Genomic DNA, 18,296 nt, shown 5'->3' with positions numbered 1-18,296 from the left:
GGGTGGGGTTCTGCAGCGCCAAGATCTGGCAGTACCTGCAGAGTCGGGGTGACAGGATTTGAACCTGCGACTTCCTGCTCCCAAAGCAGGTGCTCTAGCCAAGCTGAGCTACACCCCGTAAGTGCACAGAACAGTCTACGGTCAAATCATGCCGGTTTGCACATTTGACACCGGGGCACTGAATTGGGTTTAGTTGTATCCGGCTTGAACAGCCGCCCGGAAGTTTTGTTGAAGTTCCAGCAAGTTCCCGGGGACGTAGCTTAATGGTAAAGCCTCAGTCTTCCAAACTGATTACGCGGGTTCGATTCCCGTCGTCCCCTCAGAAATATGACAGAAAAAAGCCCCTCCGCGGAGGGGCTTTTTTGTGCCCTCAGTGGTTCGGGCCTGCGCCCTGGGGTGCCGGCCTGCGCTCGGAACGGTCAGTGCTTCGACCGCTGGCAGTCCGGACACCAATAGAGCTTCCGGGCACCGAGTTCGGTCAGCGCGATGGGCGTTCCGCAGTCGCGGCAGTCCCGGCCCTGGCGCTGGTAGACGAAATGGGACTCCTCCGGGGAAGGCAGCCCGCCGGCCGGTTCCGCAGCACCGGGCCCGCCCCAGTAACGAGCCGGCGTCGTGATGATCCTGCCGTCGCGGACGCCGTCGGACATCATGGCGACGGTGTCGTCCCAGAGCAGCCGGGCGGTGTCCAGGGACAGCGCGTTGCCGGCGAGCCAGGGGTCGAGGCGCTGCCGGAAGAGCAGTTCGGCGCGGTAGACGTTGCCGACGCCGGCAATCACCTTCTGGTCCATCAGCAGCGCGGCCAGGGGTGTGCGCCGGGCCAGGATCCCGGCGGTGAAGGTATCCCGGTCGCCGGGGCGGTTCCGGAGCGGGTCGGGACCGAGCCGCGCCAGCACGGCTTCGCCCTCCGCCTCGGTGACTGCCTCGCACGTGCTGGCCCCGCGCAGGTCAGCCCAGCCATGGGCGCCGGCCAGCCGGACACGCACGGCGCCGACGGGGGCGGGCGGACCGGCGTAGCCGTCAACCGGGTCATCCGGGGCGGCATCGGCCCCGGCGTCGTCGTACACCTCCCGCTCCCCCACCTTGCGCGGTGCGCCGATGCTGGAGGCACCGCGGAACGTGGCGTCGCCGCCGAAATTCCAGGCCCCGTAGAGGCCCAGATGGACGTGGAGCACCAGGCCGTGTTCGAACGTCAGGAACAGGTGTTTGCCGTGGGCCACCGAGCCGGTCAGCACGTGGCCGTCCAGCAAGGCCGCGCCGTGCACGAACCGTCCTTGCGGGCTGGAGACCGCGAGCCGCTCCCCGCCGAAGACGTCCTCGAACTGGCGTGCCAGCCGGTGGACCGAATGCCCTTCCGGCACTAGTCGATGACCTGGCCGGTGCGCTCGTACGTGGCGATCTTGCCGATCCGGCGGACGTGGCGCTCGTCGTTGCTGAAGGGCTCCAGCAGGAAGGCTTCGATGATGGCGGTGGCCTCCTCGACACTGTGCTGGCGACCGCCGACGGCCACGACGTTGGCATCGTTGTGTTCCCGGGCCAGTTGCGCGGTGGACAGGTTCCAGGCCAGCGCTGCACGGACGCCCTTGACCTTGTTGGCGGCGATCTGCTCCCCGTTCCCGGATCCACCGAGGACGATCCCGAGGGCGTTGTTCCCGGCTTCCTGGTCGGCCACGACGGCGAGCGCGGCGTTGATGCAGAAGGACGGGTAGTCATCCAGGGCGTCGTAGACCTTGGGCCCGTGGTCCACCACGTCGTAGCCCTTGGCGCTGAGGTGGTTCACCAGGTGGGCGCTGAGCTCCATCCCGGCGTGGTCCGTGGCGATGTGCACGCGGGGGAAGTCAGATGAGGTCACGGCGAATCCGTTCGATCGGGGGCAGGCCAGTGCGGGCGCGGGCACTGCCGGGTAGGACGTAGGGGGTGTTCCCCAGCCTACTAGGGCACCGGCTGCGGGGCCGGCCGGGCAGCCGGGACGCACTTCACAAACGGGTCACAGCTCAGCGTTTTCGCCGCCGCGGCGCGCCCGGTCAGCCACCCGGGTCAGTACCTGTGCCACATGGTCCGCGGAGGCGGCGCTGCCGCCGCTGACCGCCAGCTTCCGCCCGTCGGAACGGTCGACGACGACGGCGGGCCCGCTGCTGACCAGCAGGGCAGTAGTGCCGCCGTGGCTGCGGTAGCCCCAGCCGCCATAGTCCGCGGCCTTGACCTCCTTCGGCGTGGCAGCCTCGATGGCCGCGGCGGGCACGTCCATGACCCGCAGGAAGCCCGCGGCGAAGACCCGGAGCCCGGTCCGGTCCACGCGGACGCGGACGAACAGGAACGCGGCCGCGAGCAGGGCCAGTGCCACGACGACGGCCGCCAGCCAGGGCACGGCGATGGTCACGAGAGCCGCGGGCAACAGGGTGGCGATCCCGAGCATCACAAAGACGGAACTGCGGGCATGGACCCACAGGCTCACGGAGTCCCGGGCCAGACCGGGATCCAGCTCGAGCCGCAGGGCCTCCTGCATGCCGCGGTCATCATCGGCAGACCAGCGCTCGTCCGCTTTGAAGACGAAGCCCATGACGACGCCGAGGGAAAGGGCCGCGCCACTGCCCAGCGCCAGGACGGAGGCGTCCACGCGGGACTCCCGAGCGTTCTCCAGGCCCAGCTGCCCGACCAGTGCGGCAGCGAGCACGGTGGTGACGAAGAGGACGAGGGACAGCCCGGCCCCCATCATGATCCGGCGCATGAGGGCCGGACGGGACAGCGGTACGGCCTGCACCAGCACGGCCCAGCCGATCAGCACAATCAGCGCCGCGCCTGCTCCCACCACCGCCTCGAAGGGGGCAAAGTCCACGGCCCCGTCCCCGGTCCAGCGGACAGCCAGCGGCTCGGGCAGATCGGGGCGGACAAGGAGGGCGCAGATGGCGAAACAGGCGGCCAGCATGACGGGGAACCCCAACGCGAACCGCAGGGCCCTGACATCGACGGACTCCCGAAGCTTTCCCATATTCCTAACGCTACCCTTACGGACACCCGGCAGATATGTGATTCATGCAACTTGCCAAGCGCCGTGAACGTGAAAGAATAATTTCACGTTAACGCCGATACTTTCCTGGAGGCCCCCTTGCCCGGTATGAACCTGACGCGCGCCGAAGCCCGCGAGCGCGCCGAACTGATCGCCGTCGAATCCTACAAAGTCAGCCTCGACCTGACGCGCGGCGGCAAGGTCTTCGGCGCCACCACCGCCGTGAAGTTCTCGGCCAGGCCGGGGTCCTCGACCTTCATCGACGCCGTGACGCATGCGGTGCACAGCGTCACCCTCAACGGGCGCGAACTTGATCCGGCCGAGGTCTCCGACGGCATCCGCATCCACCTGCCGGAGCTGGCCGCCGAGAACGACCTGCTGGTTGTGGCGGACGCCCCATACATGAACACGGGCGAGGGCCTGCACCGCTTCGTGGACCCGGTGGACAACGAGGTCTACCTCTACACCCAGTTCGAGGTCCCGGATTCGCGCCGCATGTTCGCCGTCTTCGAACAGCCCGACCTCAAGGCCAGCTTCACCTTCACCGTCACCGCCCCCTCGCACTGGGACCTGATCTCCAACTCCCCCACGCCCGTGCCGGTCGAGACCATTCCCGGCGACGACGGCGGCGCCCGCTCGGTCTGGGAGTTCCCGCCCACGCCGCGGCTCTCGTCCTACGTCACGGCCCTGATCGCCGGACCTTACCAGTCGGTCCGCAGCGAAGTGAAGTCCGCCGCCGGGAAGGTCACGCCGCTGGGCATCTTCGCCCGCAAGTCCCTGATGCAGTACCTGGACGCCGACAACATCTTCGAGCTCACCCGCCAGGGCTTCGAGTTCTTCGAGGCGCAGTTCGGCTGCCCGTACCCGTTCGAGAAGTACGACCAGCTCTTTGTGCCGGAGTTCAATGCCGGCGCTATGGAGAACGCCGGAGCCGTCACGATCCTGGAAGGGTATGTGTTCCGCAGCAAGGTCACGGACGCCCAGGTGGAGCGCCGCGCCATCACCGTGCTGCACGAGCTCGCGCACATGTGGTTCGGGGATCTGGTGACGATGCGCTGGTGGAACGACCTCTGGCTCAACGAATCCTTTGCCGAGTACATGTCCCACCTGGCCGCCGTGGAGAACACCAGGTTTGACCACGCGTGGACCACCTTCGCGTCCGTGGAGAAGTCCTGGGCCTACCGGCAGGACCAGCTGCCCACAACCCACCCGATCTTCGCCGAGATCAACGACCTGCAGGACGTCGAGGTGAACTTCGACGGCATCACCTACGCCAAGGGCGCCTCGGTGCTCCGCCAGCTGGTGGCCTGGGTTGGCCCGGAGGAATTCATGTCCGGCGTCCGCGAGTACTTCAGCAAGCACGCCTGGCAGAACACCGAGCTGAGCGATCTGATGGCCGAACTGGAAAAGGCCAGCGGCCGCGACCTGGACCAGTGGGGCCGGCTCTGGCTGGAAACCGCCGGCGTCAACACGCTCAAGCCCGAGCTCGCCGTGGGCGCGGACGGCACGATCACGTCCTTCGCGATCCTGCAGACCGCCACGGAGGACCAGCCGACCATCCGGCCGCACCGCCTCGCCGTCGGCTTCTATGACCTCACCGCCGCCGGGAAGCTGGAGCGGGTCCACCGCGAGGAGCTCGACGTTGACGGTGGGCGCACCGAGGTTCCGGCGCTGGCCGGCCGTGCGCAGCCGGACCTGATCCTGCTCAACGACGACGACCTCGCCTACGCCAAGGTCCGCCTGGACCCGAAGTCGCTCGCGACCGCCACGGCGCACCTGAAGGACTTCAGCCAGAGCCTGCCCCGCACCCTCGTGTGGGGCTCTGCGTGGGACGCGGCCCGCGACGGCGAAACCCCGGCCCGCGGCTACGTGGAACTGATCCTCGCGAACATTGCGGAGGAATCCGATTCCTCAGTGATCCTGGTCCAGCTCCGCCAACTGGCGACGACGCTGAACTTCTACGTCGCCGGGGACCACAAGGAAGCCAACGCCGTCGCCGCCGCCGACCGGCTCTGGGAGCTGGCCTCCAGCGTCCCCGCCGGTTCCGACGCGCAGCTGCAGTTTGTGAAGTCCTACGCCCTGCTGGCACGCAGCGCCGGTCAGCTGGACACCGTGTCCGGCCTGCTGGAGGGCACCCTGACGCTCGACGGCCTGACCGTGGACCAGGACCTCCGCTGGGAACTGATCGCGTCCCTCGTCACCGGCGGCCGGGCCGGGCAAGAGCAGATCGATGCCGAGCTGGGGCGCGACAACACCGCCACCGGGCAGAACGCCGCGGCCCTCGCCAAGGCCGCCATCCCCACCCCGGAGGCCAAGGCTGCAGCGTGGGAGTCGATTGTGGTCAAGGGCGAACTTTCCAACGCGCTTCAGGGCTCGGCCGTGGCCGGCTTCACCCGGGTGCTGGACACGGCACTGCTGGAACCCTTCGCCGAGAAATACTTCGAGGCCGTCCCGGGCGTCGTCAGGGACCGCACGCACGCGCTCGCCCAGCAGATCGTCGTCGGGCTCTACCCGGCACAGCTGACCACCCAGGCCACCGTTGACCGGACGGACGCGTTCCTCGCGGCCCTCCCGGACGACAGCGCCGCGCTGCGACGGATGATGCTCGAGAACCGCGACGGCGTGGCCCGCGCCCTGCGTGCCCGCCAGGCCGACATCGACGCATGAGCTTCGACGAGCACCGCTATGCGCTGACGGTCCGCTGGACCGGGAACCTGGGCGAGGGGACGGCGTCGTACCGCGGCTATTCGCGCGACCATGACATCGAATTCCCCGGCCTCCCGGTCCTCCGGGGCTCCGCCGATCCGACCTTCCACGGCGACCGGACCCGGTACAACCCCGAGCAGCTGCTCCTGGCGGCGCTCTCGCAGTGCCACATGCTGTCCTTCTTGCATGTGGCGGTGAAGCACGGCCTCTTGGTCACTGCCTATGAGGACCACGCAGAGGGCCTGATGCGGACCAACCGGGACGGCAGCGGCCAGTTCGCGTCCGTCACGCTCAAGCCCCGGGTGACGGCAGCGGCTCCGGCGTACGGGGAGCCGCCGGGCTCCGGGCTGCTGGAGCAGCTGCACGCCGAGGCCAACAGGGTCTGTTTCATCGCCCGAAGCGTCAACTTTCCGGTGCTCCACGAACCGACCCTGGTTGTGGAGCGGGCCGGCTAAGCCGCCACCCGGCTAGCCGATTCGGGCACCCGTGGCCGGGGACCAGACGATGCGGCCGCCCTGGTAGTTCTGGGCGACGCCGTCGCCCATCCGGTATTCATGGGTCGTCGGATAGCCGAGCCGTCCGTTTTCGAGCCCGTTGGCGGCCCAAGCCGCCCGGATGGCGCCAACGCTCAACTGCGAGCCGGTGGCCGGGGACCAGACGATCGCGCCGCCCTGGAACAGCTGCTGGCAACCGCCGCTGCGCAGGCCGCAGAATTCGTCGCTGGTGGGATAGCCGAGCCGGCCGTTCTGGAACCCGGTGGCGCCCCAGGCTGCGCGGATTCCGCCGATACTCACGCGCGATCCCGTGGCCGGTGACCAGAGAATGGCGCCGCCCTGGAACGTTTGCTGGCAACCGCCGCTGCGAAGCCCGCATACTTCGTTGCTGGTGGGATAGCCGAGCCTGCCGTTCTCAAGTCCGGCAGCAGCCCACGCGGCGCGGATTCCGCCGATACTCACGCGCGATCCCGTGGCGGGAGACCAGATGATCGCGCCGCCCTGGAACATCTGATAGCAGCCGCCGTTGCGCAGGCCACAGGCCTCATTGCTGGTCGGATACCCCAGCCGGCCGCCTTCGGCTCCGGCGGCAGCCCAGGTCGCACGGATCCCGCCGACGCTTGTGCGGGCACTTGTTGCAGTGGACCAGATGATCGCCCCGCGCTGGTATTCCTGCCGGCAGCCGCCGCCGGGCAGCCCGCACGTTATGGGCGCGGCCGCCTGGCCGAGGCCGGGGTTCGCAACCGCCGCCTTCCCGATGGCCGCGCTGGCCGCGGCCGGGACCGGCGGGCTTGTGCCCGGTCCGCCCGGCGCCGGAGGACTGGTGGCGCCCCCGGCCGCGGCAGCCTTCCGGTAGGCGGAAAGGTAGGTCGTGCCCAGGTATTCAACTCCCACGCGGGAGAAATGAATCCTGTCACCGGTATTCACGCCGCCGGTCGTGGCCGCCGCAAAGCCCGTGTACGGGACCCGGGCGGGGGTTCCGCGGTGCGCCCGGTCCACGTTGGCCCGCGCCGGTGTGTCCGCGATTCCCTCCGGCGTCATCTGACCCACCACAAAGGAAAGTTTCGGCGCGGCCAGCTTGGACCGGAAGAACGCAATGAGCTCATCCAGCCTCGTGCTGTATTCCGCGGTGGACATGGTCGAGTTGTTTTCGCCCTGGTGCCACAGGATGCCCTTGAGGTCGACGGCGAAGCCGGCCGCCTTCGCCGCCGCGATGCCCTCGCGCGCCTGGACCACCGCCAGCGTGGGGAGGTCGAACTTCGACGCGGATGCCTTGCCGACGGACCAGGTGAGGGTGTTCGCGGCGCTGGTGAATGCGGTGGCCCCGTGGGCAGCCGGGATGATGAGGACGCCGACGTTGCCGGCCTGGGTTTTCAGGTACTCGCGGGCCAGCGTGGTTGCCGGGGAGATTCCGGTGGCTTTGTCGTGCATGTCCAGGGGGACGGTAGCGGCCCGCAGCGTGCGGACCTTGGCCCCGTATTGGAAGATCCGTGGATCGACCGGATCCCGGGCTCCGCCGATGGGGAATCCGCGCCCGGACATGTTCGACTGTCCCACGGCGAGGAAAACGTGCAGCACGGTAACCGGATTTGCTGCCTGCGCGGGCACCACACCCGCGAACACCATGGCCGAGACGGCGATGCCGACCAGCAGCCCTCGGAACATTTCAACCAGATTGCTTGGCACGGGTTCACCATCCGTAACTGAGCGCTGCCGCCCGGAAAACTACAAGCCCGGAGCTCGGGGCCAACAAGACCCTTACGGACCATTCACGTGGATACCGTGGCACAAGGACCTTCAACTTTCCTTGACTCGCAGCCCGGCGACCGATGCGCACGCCGCGCCGCGACGGCGCTAATGTTGAAAGGGAACAACGCGCCCGGCGAATGCCGACCGGCAGCAGGGCGCTAGAGCGCTACGGCAAGGAGCACCCCCAGACGATGTACGGATTGACCACGACTACCCCGATCACCCCTCCGGATATCTCGGACATCAACGTTCCCGGAATCCTCATCAGCATCGGGGTCGGTGTTGCCGTGTGGCTCGTGGCGACATTTGTGATCGCCGGGATTACCAAACGCGTTGCCGCCGGAACCACATTCTTCAAGAAGCCGCACTTCCGCTGGGTGGCTCCTGCACTCCGTGCCCTGGACCACGAGCGCAGGGTCCAGCGGGCCAACACCATCGGCTCGCTGCTCAACAGCGTCGTCAGCGTCCTGGTCGCCGTGATCACCATCATGTACGTACTTAATAACCTGAACGTGAACATTGCGCCGCTGCTGACCAGCGTGGGCATCCTGGGTGTGGCCATCGGCTTCGGTGCCCAGCAGTTGATCCGGGATTTCCTGGCCGGCATCTTCATCACCATCGAGGACCAGTACGGGATCGGCGACATCATAGAAACGTCCGAGGTGGTGGGCGAGGTTGAAGCCATGGGCCTGCGGATCACCCGGGTCCGGGCTGAAGACGGCACCGTCTGGTACCTCCGCAACGGCGAGATCCTGCGCGTGGGGAACCGTTCGCAGGGCACGTACGTCGCTCCCGCGGCGGCCGCGGAGGCCGCTCCCGACGCCGCTACGGCCACCCAGCAGAAAGCCGGAGAATAAAAATGACGATCCCGCTGGCCGGCGAACCCCGGCAGCCCAAGCAGCTGATGCAGAACGACCCGTTCAGCCAGCCCGGCTACACCGACAACTTCTACGACGCCGTTGGCGGCCACGAGACGTTCGTGAAGCTGATCGACGTCTTTTACGACGGCGTCGCGACGGATCCGCTGCTCCGGGCGATGTACCCGGAAGAGGACCTCGGCCCCGCAAAGCGGCGCTTCCTGATGTTTCTCGAACAGTACTGGGGCGGACCCACAACATACGGTGAAGAGCGCGGGCACCCCCGCCTGCGGATGCGGCACCAGCCGTTCCGTGTGACGCCGGAGGCCAAAGACCGCTGGCTGCTGCATATGCGCACCGCCGTGGATGCCCTGCAGCTCCCGCCGCTGCACGAGGGGACACTGTGGGACTACATGGAGCGGGCTGCCCTCTCCATGGTGAACAGCCCGTCCGGAGCCTAGTCCGGCGGGCTTAGAGTCCGGAGCCGGTGCGGGCCAGCACGTGCCCGCGGCTGCCGCTGAGCCGGAACCAGCGGCCGGCGCGGTAGAGCTGCTGCTCGCCGTCGGACAGGAAGCCGAGGGTAAGCGCCGCGAAGGCGGCCCCCGCCGGCAGTCCGCCCGATCCGGGGAGGTCCCGCCCCCACACGGTGGCGCGGGCGTTGTTAACGATCAGTGCGCCGGGCTTGTCCGGCAGGATGGCGGCCACCTCAGTGATGCCGGCCTCGGCTGCTTGCCGCAACGCCGCATCCTGCAGGGTGCCCACCTGGACCCAGCCGGTCCGCGGTGCGCCCACGCCGGCCCAGGATTCAGTGGCGGTCATCGGCGGCAGCGGCAGCTCGACGTCGTTCTCCCCCGCCCGGGCCAGCCGGTCAAGCACCGCTGACAGCGGTACGGTGACGTCGGTCTCGGCAGGCTGCGCGAGCGCCATGGTCCGCAGGCCGAGGATGGTGGGCGTGGATTCCCCGAGCAGCCGGGGCCGGAGCACACACACGTAGGCGGCCAGGACCGGGCCCGAGGCCTGGAGCCGGATGGCGCCGTCGTCGATGGACCTGGCACGGGTGGCGAAGGTGCGCAGGTCCGCGAGGTCTCGGGGATCGGTGAACTGCAGGGGCTGGGTTAGGACGTCAGACACAATATGGACTCTACCGGTTGTGCCTCTTTTGAGCGGTGCCGTGGTGACGTCTAGAGTCAGTCCATGACTGAAGCCGAAGCCGGATTGCAGGGGCTGCCCGCCCAGGACCCCACATCCTCGCTCATCGAACTCCTGAACCTCGGCGAGCTGGAGGGTGCCCGGACGGATGAGGACATCTTTATGGGGCCCTCGCAGCAGCAGCCGCGGCAACGCGTCTTTGGCGGGCAGGTGCTGGCGCAGTCCCTCATTGCCGGGAGCCGCACCGTCCCCGAGGGCCGCAGCGTGCACTCGATGCACGGCTATTTCCTCAGGCCGGGAGATGCGAACAAGCCGATCACCTTCGGCGTCCAGCGGCTGCGGGACGGCCGGTCGTTCTCGGCCCGGCGGGTCCATGCGTACCAGGAGGGCATGCCCATCCTGTCGATGATCGCCTCGTTCCAGGACGAGGACGAGGGCATCGAGCACCAGTCCGAGATGCCGGCCGGCATTCCGGACCCTGAATCACTGCCCAGCACTGCCGACCTCCTGGGGAAGTTCGATCATCCGGTGGCGCGGCACTGGGCCTATGAGCGGCCCTTCGACATCCGGCACGTCGATCCCGCGCTGTACGTCTCGGCCAAGGGTCCGAAGGAAGCACGCAACGCGGTCTGGATGAAGACGTTCGGGCCCATGCCGGAGGACCCGGACCTGCACCGGGCGGCCCTGGCCTACGCGAGCGACTACACGCTGCTGGAGTCCATCCTCCGCAAACACGGGATGAGCTGGATCACGCCGGGGATGTCCGTGGCCAGCCTGGACCATGCCATGTGGTGGCACCGGCCCGTCCGCGTGGACGAGTGGCTCCTGTACGTCCAGGAGTCCCCCAGCGCGCAGGGAGCCCGCGGCCTGGCCACGGGCAAGATCTTCAGCCGCGACGGCCAGCACGTGGCAACGGTGGCGCAGGAGGGAATGATCCGGGTCCCGACCGACCTGAAGAACAAGGTCCGGGGCGCCGTCCAGTCCAAGGTGCTGCAGCACCAGATGCGCAAGGCCGAGCGGGGCTGACCCGCCCCTCCCGGGTCAAACTGCCCAGCGGCACACACAAAAAGGCCGGCTCCCCAGTCTTGGGTTCTAGCGGTCGTTGCAACACCCAGAATTTTTGGGAGTTGCAACGACCCCTAGAAACCGCCAGAGGGGAGCCGGCCTTCTGCGTCGTGGCCCGGCGGCCTCGCGTGCCTAGTCGCGGGTGAGGCGGCGGTGGGTCACGCGGTGCGGTTTGGCCGCATCGGGGCCGAGGCGCTCGACCTTGTTCTCCTCGTAGGATTCGAAGTTGCCCTCGAACCAGTACCACTTGGAGGGGTTTTCCTCGTCGCCTTCGTAGGCCAGGATGTGCGTGGCCACCCGGTCCAGGAACCACCGGTCGTGCGAGACCACGACGGCGCAGCCCGGGAATTCGAGCAGGGCGTTTTCGAGGCTGCTGAGGGTCTCGACGTCGAGGTCGTTAGTCGGCTCATCGAGGAGCAGCAGGTTTCCGCCCTGTTTGAGCGTGAGTGCCAGGTTCAGGCGGTTGCGCTCACCACCGGAGAGCACACCTGCCTTTTTCTGCTGGTCCGGGCCTTTGAAGCCGAAGGCGGCCACATAGGCGCGGGACGGCATTTCGACGTGGCCGACCTGGATGTAGTCGAGACCGTCGGAGACGACCTCCCACAGGGTCTTGTCCGGGTCGATGCCGCCGCGGCTCTGGTCCGCGTAGGAGATCTTAACGGAGTCACCGATCTTCAGCTCGCCGCCGTCGAGGGGTTCCAGCCCGACGATGGTCTTGAAGAGGGTGGTCTTGCCGACACCGTTGGGGCCGATGACGCCGACGATGCCGTTGCGGGGCAGGGTGAAGGACAACCCGTCGATCAGGGTGCGGTCCTCGAAGCCCTTCTGGAGGTTCTTCGCTTCCAGCACCAGGCCACCGAGGCGCGGTCCCGGCGGGATCTGGATTTCTTCGAAGTCGAGCTTGCGCGTGCGGTCCGCCTCGGCAGCCATTTCCTCGTAGCGGGCCAGACGGGCCTTGGACTTGGTCTGGCGGCCCTTGGCGTTGGAGCGGACCCACTCGAGTTCCTCGGTGAGGCGCTTGGCCTGCTTGGCGTCCTTCTTGCCCTGGACTTCCAGGCGGGCGCGCTTCTTCTCCAGGTACGTGGAGTAGTTGCCCTCGTAGGGGTACAGGTGTCCGCGGTCCACTTCGGCGATCCATTCGGCCACGTGGTCGAGGAAGTAACGGTCGTGGGTCACGGCGAGGACGGCGCCGGGGTAGTTGGAGAGGTGCTGTTCAAGCCACAGCACGCTCTCGGCGTCGAGGTGGTTGGTGGGCTCGTCGAGGAGCAGCAGGTCCGGCTTCTGGAGCAGGAGCTTGCAGAGGGCGACGCGTCGGCGCTCACCACCGGAAAGCAGTGTGACGTCGGCATCGGCCGGCGGGCAGCGGAGGGCGTCCATGGCCTGCTCGAGCTGGGAATCGAGGTCCCAGGCATCCGCGGCGTCAATCGCTTCCTGCAGCTGGCCCATTTCCTCAAGAAGGACATCGTAGTCAGCGTCCGGGCTGGCCATCTCTTCGGAGATCTCGTTGAAGCGCTGGATCTTCCCGATGATCTCGCCGACGCCTTCCTGGACGTTGCCGAGGACGGTTTTGTCTTCATTCAGCGGCGGCTCCTGCAGCAGGATGCCGACCGTGTAGCCGGGGCTGAGCCTTGCCTCGCCGTTTGAGGGCGTGTCCAGGCCGGCCATGATCTTGAGAATGGTGGATTTACCGGCACCATTCGGGCCAACGACGCCAATTTTTGCCCCTGGGAAGAAGGACATGCTGACGTCGTCGAGGATAAGTTTTTCGCCAACGGCTTTGCGGGCCTTGGTCATTGTGTAGATAAATTCCGCCATGCCTACAAATCTAGTGGCTTGGCCCGGATAACTCACATTCCGGGCGCTGCTGCACCGGCAAGGCAGCGCCCGTCCGCGAGGACCGGCAAAACTATGACGTTCACCGTCCCCTTCCGGACCTGGCCGACCAGGCAGCCGTCGCCCTCCCTCACCCCGACCTCGACCGCGTCGGCTTCGAGGCCCGTGGGCGTGCGGCTCGCAGCGACCTGGACGTCCCCGGCGGCGAACCCGGCCGCGGTCACCGCTTCGCGGAGCTGTCCGGAACTGGGATTGCCGCTGCCGGCAGCCTGCCGCAAAGCCGTCTCCAGCCGGGCCTGCGCGGCCTGGGTGGCTGGGGCGGCCGGGGAAGCGGATGTTTGCGGGGCAGACGCCGCCCCGGTTTGCGGCGGGGCCACACTCAAACTGTTCCCGCTGACGTTTGCTCCCGAGGCCGAGCCAGTGGCTGTGGCTGTGGCTGTGGAGCAGCCTGCGCTGAGCAGGACGGAAAGCCCGGCGACGCCGAGGGCTGTCGCCTGCCACATGCCCGGTCCAGCCCGTATCATCCGGCAATTCTGCCACGCGGCCGCCGGGGATCAGGCTGCGGCTCCTTTCAGTTCGCCGGTCTCCTCATCGACCTCCTCGAGCTCGCCGCTGGCATCGTCCATGAAGGTGGTGTGGGATTCCTCCCCGTCAGCGTCGGCGTCCGCGCCTGCTTCCGGATGCCGCCCCGGCCCCTCGTCCTCATCCGCGGCAGATGTTGCGGACGGCACGGATGTGGCGTGGGCGGCGGCCATGCGGATGAAGTTCGCGGATCCCCACATGAGGTCGTGGCCGACGGATTCGGCGTCGATTTCGGCCACGTGATAGATCCGGCCGTCTTTTTCCCAGCTCCGCATCTTCAGCCGCCCGACGACTATGACGCGTTGGCCCTTCTTGATGCTGCAGCCGATGTTTCCAGCCAGCTGACGATAACCCTGGACCGTAAACCAGTTGGTGTTCCCGTCGATCCATGTGCTGGAGGCGCGGTCATAACGCCGTTCCGTGGAGCCCAGCCGGAACGACGCCGTAGCCACGCCACCGGGCGTCGTTGAGCTTCTGATCTCCGAGGCAACGAAGCCACGGACCGTGATGTTGTCACTCATTCTCATGTCCTGTCTCGAATTGTCGTGCCCTAGCAGGCAATTTCAGCTTCGGGCAACGGACACGCTTCGGGGAGGGCCGGACGGCGGCATGTGGAAAACCAAGACCCGCAGGGCTTGTTGGGGACAGGTCGGGCCGCGCGGCCAACCCGTCGGGCGATGATATCTACCTTCGGACGCCCGGCACTGTAAACTCTTGGAGGCATCCCCCGGCAGCAGCCGGGCGGAGCGCCAGACGTGCCCCAGTAGCTCAGGGGATAGAGCAGCGGCCTTCTAATCCAAAGGCTGAGACTTCGAGACCTGCTCAATTTTTGGGGAAGACTCCCCTTCACCAGGCCCCCCCGGGCCGGCCGACTGCTCTTTGCCAGTCAGGATCCAGTACTCGTCGATGCCTGTCCGCTCAGAGATGCGCTCAGCAACCTCGGCGAAGCCCCGGGGATCGTGCCCCTGAAGCTCCCATCCGCGCCAAGACTGCTGGGAGAAGCCGCAAGCAAGCGCAGCTTCCTTCATGTTCCAGCCCATCTGCCAACGGATCAGTGCCAGCCTCGCGCCGAAACTGTTTGTGCGAGGAACAAACGACTCATGCATCTGTGTGCTCATGTGGAAAGAATTACACAAGTAGTGCATAAAGCGCAATACCTAACATTGCCCCGCTAGTGCGTTTCCGCACGCCAGGGCCTCTCGCGAGCCGCGCAGTCCCTACATGGCGCCGCAGCGACACCCTACAAGTACTTATTGTGGTGTTTGACACTACTTGTATATGCGTGGCAAGCTACGGGCATGAACACACAACCGGTGCATATCACTACTCGCCAAGTCGCGGACCGTTTCGGCGTCAACATCGCCACGGTCCGTCGGTGGGTTAACGCCGGCATTGTCACCCCGGACGTCACAACTCCCGGGGGCCATCACCGCTTCACAGAAGTAACCATCGATGCCCTGGCAGCGGCGCATGCGGCCCCACGCGTCGACCAGCGGACAGCTCGGTCCGCCTGATTCCTAAGTTGTCCTGCCAGGCACAGCCGGCAGGCAGTAAGAAGGGCGGTCCAGTGACCTCTCGCCAAAGAATCCACTGAACCGCCCATAACCCAACCCAAACGTCAGCCCCCAATCAAATGAATGCTGACGCTCGAATCAGAATCGAGTCTATCAATGGACGCTCGAAGTCCTTCAGAATCCCCCACGGATCTTCCCCGCAACCTCTACTTCGGTGCAGAGGACTGGGTAGCGCTGCAGCCTTCGATCACTGACAAAGACCTCGCGCTGGTCCGGAACCAGCGGCACGCCCTCGTCGGCCACGTGACGCATAAAGCCGAGCGGCTGCTCGCCAGTGTAAGAACGCTCAAAGATTTCGACGGAACCGGCAATGCCGGCGCCGCGCTGGCCCACGTCGAGGTGCTGGTGCAGGACCTATTCAAGCTGACCACGAACCTGCTCATCGAAATCGAGCAGTCAGAGGCACGGTACGAGACCGCCATCTTGGAGGCCTCCGACGAGCAGGAGGAACGCGAAGACGCCGGAGTCGACGACGCCAGGCCAGATGACGAGGAAGACCACAACCTCGCCGACGCGGACCTCTCGGAATACATAGCTTTCCACTCCGCCCCCGCCCCGAGCCCCGCGATGATCGCCGACCAGATCAGCAAATCTGTCCGCCTCGCCGGTGGCCTCCGGTGAAGACGCGAATCAGGCGCTTCGCTGTCGTCCAGCCCGTCGGCCACGCCCCATACAAGGACCGCGCCAACCTCCACTACCGGGACAACTACGAACTGACCACCCAGCTGACGACCTACGCCAGGACGAAATGGCCCGTCCCGCAGAAGATCAGCGTGGACGTCCTGACCGAACAAATCCTCGTCGACGGCACACCCCGAGCGAACTTCTCCATCCACGAGTACCGCTCCCCCGCTGCGGCCGGAGCAAAACAGTGAACGCGCCGTGTGCCCGGACCTTCCGGAACCGCCGCCGCCTCTTCCTCTACAGCCCGCTCCTCATCCTCGGCGCGCTCGCGGTGCTCGCAGCGTTCCCGACATTCAACTCCGCCTACGTGCTGGGCGTGATCTTCCTCGCCGCCGGTGCCGCGGGATTCGTACTTGAGACAGGAAACCAGAAATGACCGAACAGCCCGTAGATCCGATGACCGAGCAGGAGTTCCTCGGCAACCCAGCACCCTCGGCCATGCTGCACCACACTCCGCCCAACGCGCAGCGCATTGCACCGCCCCGCCTCACTCCCCCGGCCCCGATCTACCCGGCCCCGGCCGTCGCCATGTCCCGCCCCTACGAAGTCGCCCAGGCAAACGTACTGCTCCGCAAGTCAATCACTGCCGCAGCCAAGCTCTCCAAGGCCCGGGCAACGGCCAAGCAGGCAGAGGACGCCTTGAGCGCGGCGCTCGCTGTGGAAAGCCTCGCGGAGATCGATTCCACCGAGGCTGACCGCGAGCTCCTTGAGTTTGTACGAGAGGTGGCCGACCAGTGAGCACCAACTTCAAAGAACTCCGCGTCGATCAGGTTCTCGTCCACCCGAAGAACGTCCGGAAGGACGTCGGAATCGTCACCGATCTGGCGAATAGCATCAGCGCCCAGGGCATCATGCAGCCGCTCGTGGTAGCCCCGGACCTCAGCCAGTGGGATGACAAGCCGTTCCGGTACATCATCATCGCCGGGCACCGTCGTTACGCGGCCGCCCAGCTGGCCAATCTGGATCTGCTTCCCTGCGTGATCAGAGCGGATCTGAACACCGAGCCCAAGCAGATCGAGGCCATGCTCGTTGAGAATACGCAGCGGGCGGACCTGACCCTGATGGAGGAGGCCTACGGCCTGCAGTCGGTTTTGTCGTACCCCGGATACACGGTCAAGCAGCTGGCCAAGAACCTCGGTCGATCCCAGCGCCTGGTCAAAGACCGCGTGAAGCTGACAACCCTGCCCCAGGGCGCGATTGACAAGATCGAAAAGCACCAGATGACCCTCGAAGATGCCCTGATCCTGGCCGAGTTCAACGACGATGCCGAGGCCACTGCCGAGCTCCTCGAAAACCACGGCTCGTACAACTGGCCGTATGTCCTTGAACGACTCCGCCGGCAGGTCGCTGCCCGTGCGGCCTCGGTGGCGACCACGGCCCGTCTGGAAGCGCTTGGGGCCGAGGTTACGGAGCCGGTCGACACCTACGACGCAGCATCTGAGTTCGTGTCAGCGCGGCGGTTCAAGGACTTCGAGGACTGGACCGAGGAGCAGCATGTCACCGCCGGCCATACGGCCTACGTCTCTTCCGGCGACGGTAAGCCGGTCTGGATCCTCCCCAAGGATCAGGCCCCTGTAGTAGCTGAGGCGGCCCCGCAGCCGGAGACTCCCGACGAGCAGGCGGACCGCCTGCGCTGTGAGGCCCTCGACGCCGGTCTGGCCGTCGCCGCGCACGTCCGCCGCCAGTTCCTCAAAGAGGCGATCCTGAAGCCCTCCGCTTCGCTCCTGGAGCACATCCGCCAGGAACGTATCGCCACCGTGGCCGGGCGCCTGACCGATCCGCTGGCGAGCCAGCTCTTCGACCTCCCGGAAGGTTCCGCCAAGGGCGTGATCCGCGAAGCCATCAAGGACTTCAGTACCCACCAGCTCGACGCGCTGGACCTCATCGCCGGGCGCTCCTACGAAGAGCGCGAGCTCGAATCCGTCGACGGCTGGGGACCCACGCACTGGGGCCAGGACTACTGCGCCAGGCACCGCGCACAGGTCGAAACCGTCTTCGGCTACACCTACAGCGACATCGAGCAGGAAGCCATGATCTACATCGACGAGAAGCGCGCTGCCGAAGTCGAAGCCAAGGCCGCCCGGCTCGCCGCCGCCGAGGCCGACCGCGCCAACGAGGACGAGGACGAGGACGGTTCCGATGATGATTGATCACTTCCTCAAGCGCAACCCGTGGAACGAGCCCGTCTGCGCGTGCGGGTACCGGCCCGAGATCCTCGACGTCCTCGGGCCGGTCGGGAAACTCTGGAAGGCCAAGGCCGCCGTCCTGGCCCACGTCGAAGCGGTGGCTCAGGACGAGGCCCCGGACGCGGGCCGGATTGACCCGGAGTCCCCGTTCCGCGGCCGCCGCGATGCAAAGTACCCGCGGGCCGGTGTCCGGCAGATGGCCGATGGCTCCTGGTTGCTGACGCTCTGGGAGCGGGACCGCATTGTGCCGGCCATCTTTGCGCGGGACCGGATCCACTCTGACCGGTACAGCGCGGTAAGCGTGGGGCACCTGACCGTGGGCGCCTGCCGGCAGTCCGGAACGAACCTGGACGGGACCGAGAACCCTTGAGCCCCAAGGTCGAGGCCACCCGGCCCGAAAAGGTAGAGCGTTG

The 18,296-nt window shown here is 66.8% G+C and carries 21 protein-coding genes and 2 tRNA genes; 13 read left to right on the top strand and 10 right to left on the bottom strand.

The window, feature by feature from the left end; all coding sequences use genetic code 11:
* Window positions 1–43: 43 nt before the first annotated feature.
* Window positions 44–118 (bottom strand) — tRNA-Pro (locus ABIB51_RS10325).
* A 131-nt stretch (window positions 119–249) separates the two neighbouring features.
* On the opposite strand from ABIB51_RS10325, the gene ABIB51_RS10320 reads away from it, so the two are divergent.
* Window positions 250–320 (top strand) — tRNA-Gly (locus tag ABIB51_RS10320).
* Between the two features lie 99 nt (window positions 321–419).
* Here ABIB51_RS10320 and ABIB51_RS10315 read toward each other — a convergent pair.
* The 3 genes from ABIB51_RS10315 to ABIB51_RS10305 form a co-directional block, all read right to left on the bottom strand.
* Window positions 420–1,358, bottom strand: a complete 939-nt coding sequence (locus tag ABIB51_RS10315; protein ID WP_354187854.1) for an Fpg/Nei family DNA glycosylase — start codon at window positions 1,356–1,358, stop codon at window positions 420–422.
* The gene (locus tag ABIB51_RS10310) at window positions 1,358–1,849 is read right to left on the bottom strand and encodes a ribose-5-phosphate isomerase (RefSeq protein ID WP_354187853.1); all 492 of its coding nucleotides are present in this window, start codon (window positions 1,847–1,849) and stop codon (window positions 1,358–1,360) included. The genes ABIB51_RS10315 and ABIB51_RS10310 overlap by 1 nt, the downstream gene beginning before the upstream one ends.
* A gap of 135 nt (window positions 1,850–1,984) precedes the next feature.
* Entirely contained in the window at window positions 1,985–2,986 is a 1,002-nt protein-coding gene (locus ABIB51_RS10305) for a hypothetical protein (protein WP_354187852.1), read from the bottom strand.
* Between the two features lie 126 nt (window positions 2,987–3,112).
* Between ABIB51_RS10305 and pepN the strand changes: the two genes are divergently transcribed.
* Window positions 3,113–5,671 carry an aminopeptidase N gene (gene pepN / locus ABIB51_RS10300; protein ID WP_354187920.1) on the top strand — a complete coding sequence of 853 codons (2,559 nt, stop codon included), beginning with the start codon at window positions 3,113–3,115 and terminating at the stop codon, window positions 5,669–5,671.
* Complete coding sequence (locus ABIB51_RS10295) at window positions 5,668–6,165, top strand: OsmC family protein (RefSeq protein ID WP_354187851.1); 498 nt, start codon at window positions 5,668–5,670, stop codon at window positions 6,163–6,165. Before pepN ends, ABIB51_RS10295 begins: the two co-directional genes overlap by 4 nt.
* A gap of 12 nt (window positions 6,166–6,177) precedes the next feature.
* On the opposite strand, the gene ABIB51_RS10290 is transcribed toward ABIB51_RS10295, so the two are convergent.
* Window positions 6,178–7,890, bottom strand: a complete 1,713-nt coding sequence (locus tag ABIB51_RS10290; RefSeq protein ID WP_354187850.1) for a sialate O-acetylesterase — start codon at window positions 7,888–7,890, stop codon at window positions 6,178–6,180.
* A gap of 254 nt (window positions 7,891–8,144) precedes the next feature.
* Here ABIB51_RS10290 and ABIB51_RS10285 point away from each other — a divergent pair, with 254 nt between their 5' ends.
* A complete protein-coding gene (locus ABIB51_RS10285) occupies window positions 8,145–8,810 on the top strand; it encodes a mechanosensitive ion channel family protein (RefSeq protein ID WP_354187849.1) in 666 nt (221 codons plus the stop codon).
* 2 nt (window positions 8,811–8,812) lie between these two features.
* On the top strand, window positions 8,813–9,271 hold the full coding sequence (locus tag ABIB51_RS10280) for a globin (RefSeq protein WP_354187848.1): 459 nt from the start codon (window positions 8,813–8,815) through the stop codon (window positions 9,269–9,271).
* Window positions 9,272–9,281: 10 nt separating this feature from the next.
* Here the strand turns inward: ABIB51_RS10280 and ABIB51_RS10275 are convergent, their stop codons facing one another.
* Window positions 9,282–9,941, bottom strand: a complete 660-nt coding sequence (locus ABIB51_RS10275; RefSeq protein WP_354187847.1) for a DUF8185 domain-containing protein — start codon at window positions 9,939–9,941, stop codon at window positions 9,282–9,284.
* 63 nt (window positions 9,942–10,004) lie between these two features.
* Here ABIB51_RS10275 and tesB point away from each other — a divergent pair, with 63 nt between their 5' ends.
* Window positions 10,005–10,985, top strand: coding sequence for an acyl-CoA thioesterase II (gene tesB, locus ABIB51_RS10270; protein ID WP_354187846.1), 981 nt, complete (start codon window positions 10,005–10,007; stop codon window positions 10,983–10,985).
* Window positions 10,986–11,156: 171 nt separating this feature from the next.
* Here the strand turns inward: tesB and ettA are convergent, their stop codons facing one another.
* The 4 genes from ettA to ABIB51_RS10250 all read right to left on the bottom strand — a co-directional run bounded on the left by ettA (window position 11,157) and on the right by ABIB51_RS10250 (window position 14,557).
* Window positions 11,157–12,839, bottom strand: coding sequence for an energy-dependent translational throttle protein EttA (gene ettA / locus ABIB51_RS10265; RefSeq protein ID WP_354187845.1), 1,683 nt, complete (start codon window positions 12,837–12,839; stop codon window positions 11,157–11,159).
* Between the two features lie 32 nt (window positions 12,840–12,871).
* The gene (locus ABIB51_RS10260; RefSeq protein ID WP_354187844.1) at window positions 12,872–13,381 is read right to left on the bottom strand and encodes a DUF6993 domain-containing protein; all 510 of its coding nucleotides are present in this window, start codon (window positions 13,379–13,381) and stop codon (window positions 12,872–12,874) included.
* 30 nt (window positions 13,382–13,411) lie between these two features.
* The gene (locus tag ABIB51_RS10255) at window positions 13,412–13,960 is read right to left on the bottom strand and encodes a single-stranded DNA-binding protein (protein WP_354187843.1); all 549 of its coding nucleotides are present in this window, start codon (window positions 13,958–13,960) and stop codon (window positions 13,412–13,414) included.
* A 270-nt stretch (window positions 13,961–14,230) separates the two neighbouring features.
* Window positions 14,231–14,557, bottom strand: coding sequence for a helix-turn-helix domain-containing protein (locus ABIB51_RS10250; RefSeq protein ID WP_354187842.1), 327 nt, complete (start codon window positions 14,555–14,557; stop codon window positions 14,231–14,233).
* A 180-nt stretch (window positions 14,558–14,737) separates the two neighbouring features.
* Here ABIB51_RS10250 and ABIB51_RS10245 point away from each other — a divergent pair, with 180 nt between their 5' ends.
* The 7 genes from ABIB51_RS10245 (at window position 14,738) to ABIB51_RS10215 (ending at window position 18,253) form a co-directional block, all read left to right on the top strand.
* Window positions 14,738–14,953, top strand: a complete 216-nt coding sequence (locus tag ABIB51_RS10245; protein ID WP_354187841.1) for a MerR family DNA-binding transcriptional regulator — start codon at window positions 14,738–14,740, stop codon at window positions 14,951–14,953.
* Window positions 14,954–15,109: 156 nt separating this feature from the next.
* Window positions 15,110–15,634, top strand: a complete 525-nt coding sequence (locus tag ABIB51_RS10240; protein WP_354187840.1) for a hypothetical protein — start codon at window positions 15,110–15,112, stop codon at window positions 15,632–15,634.
* Entirely contained in the window at window positions 15,631–15,888 is a 258-nt protein-coding gene (locus tag ABIB51_RS10235) for a hypothetical protein (RefSeq protein ID WP_354187839.1), read from the top strand. Before ABIB51_RS10240 ends, ABIB51_RS10235 begins: the two co-directional genes overlap by 4 nt.
* Window positions 15,885–16,073, top strand: a complete 189-nt coding sequence (locus ABIB51_RS10230) for a hypothetical protein (RefSeq protein WP_354187838.1) — start codon at window positions 15,885–15,887, stop codon at window positions 16,071–16,073. Before ABIB51_RS10235 ends, ABIB51_RS10230 begins: the two co-directional genes overlap by 4 nt.
* Entirely contained in the window at window positions 16,070–16,435 is a 366-nt protein-coding gene (locus ABIB51_RS10225) for a hypothetical protein (RefSeq protein ID WP_354187837.1), read from the top strand. Before ABIB51_RS10230 ends, ABIB51_RS10225 begins: the two co-directional genes overlap by 4 nt.
* Window positions 16,432–17,847 (top strand): ParB/RepB/Spo0J family partition protein, encoded by a 1,416-nt coding sequence (locus tag ABIB51_RS10220; RefSeq protein WP_354187836.1) that lies wholly within the window; start codon window positions 16,432–16,434, stop codon window positions 17,845–17,847. Before ABIB51_RS10225 ends, ABIB51_RS10220 begins: the two co-directional genes overlap by 4 nt.
* Entirely contained in the window at window positions 17,837–18,253 is a 417-nt protein-coding gene (locus ABIB51_RS10215; RefSeq protein WP_354187835.1) for a hypothetical protein, read from the top strand. Before ABIB51_RS10220 ends, ABIB51_RS10215 begins: the two co-directional genes overlap by 11 nt.
* Window positions 18,254–18,296: the final 43 nt, after the last annotated feature.

Origin of the sequence: Arthrobacter sp. UYCu712 (assembly GCF_040547005.1) — a bacterium.
In the GTDB taxonomy this organism is placed as follows: Bacteria; Actinomycetota; Actinomycetes; order Actinomycetales; family Micrococcaceae; genus Arthrobacter.
Note: the sequence above shows the minus strand (reverse complement) of the source record. Positions and strands in the feature narration are given on the sequence as shown.